The organism is Chitinivorax sp. PXF-14 (assembly GCF_040812015.1).
Lineage (GTDB): Bacteria > Pseudomonadota > Gammaproteobacteria > Burkholderiales > SCOH01 > JBFNXJ01.
This window is the reverse complement of record NZ_JBFNXJ010000058.1, coordinates 1-316: the sequence shown is the minus strand read 5'-3', so window position 1 is coordinate 316 and position 316 is coordinate 1. Positions and strand designations below refer to the sequence as shown.

Genomic DNA, 316 nt, shown 5'->3' with positions numbered 1-316 from the left:
ACCATCGCGCCGACGATCGCCATCGACAACCCCGACTGCAGAATCCCGCGTGACGCGGTGGAGATCAGCGCTGAGGACTACGCCGCGCTGCTCGACGCCCAGTCGGCCGGCAAGCAGATCGTGCCAGACGGCCACGGCCACCCGATTGCCGTCGACCCGCCGCCGCCGAGCGAGGCCGAGCTGGCCGCCCAGGTCCGTGCCGAGCGTGACCGCCGCCTGGCCGACAGCGACTGGACCCAGATCGGTGACGCCCCGGCCTCCACCGCCGCGCGCTGGCAGCCCTATCGCCAGGCGCTGCGCGATGTGCCGGCGCAGC

At 73.7% G+C, this 316-nt stretch carries 1 protein-coding gene; it reads left to right on the top strand.

The window, feature by feature from the left end; all coding sequences use genetic code 11:
* A partial coding sequence (locus tag ABWL39_RS20940; RefSeq protein ID WP_367796165.1) for a phage tail assembly chaperone occupies positions 1–316 on the top strand: 316 nt, incomplete at both ends.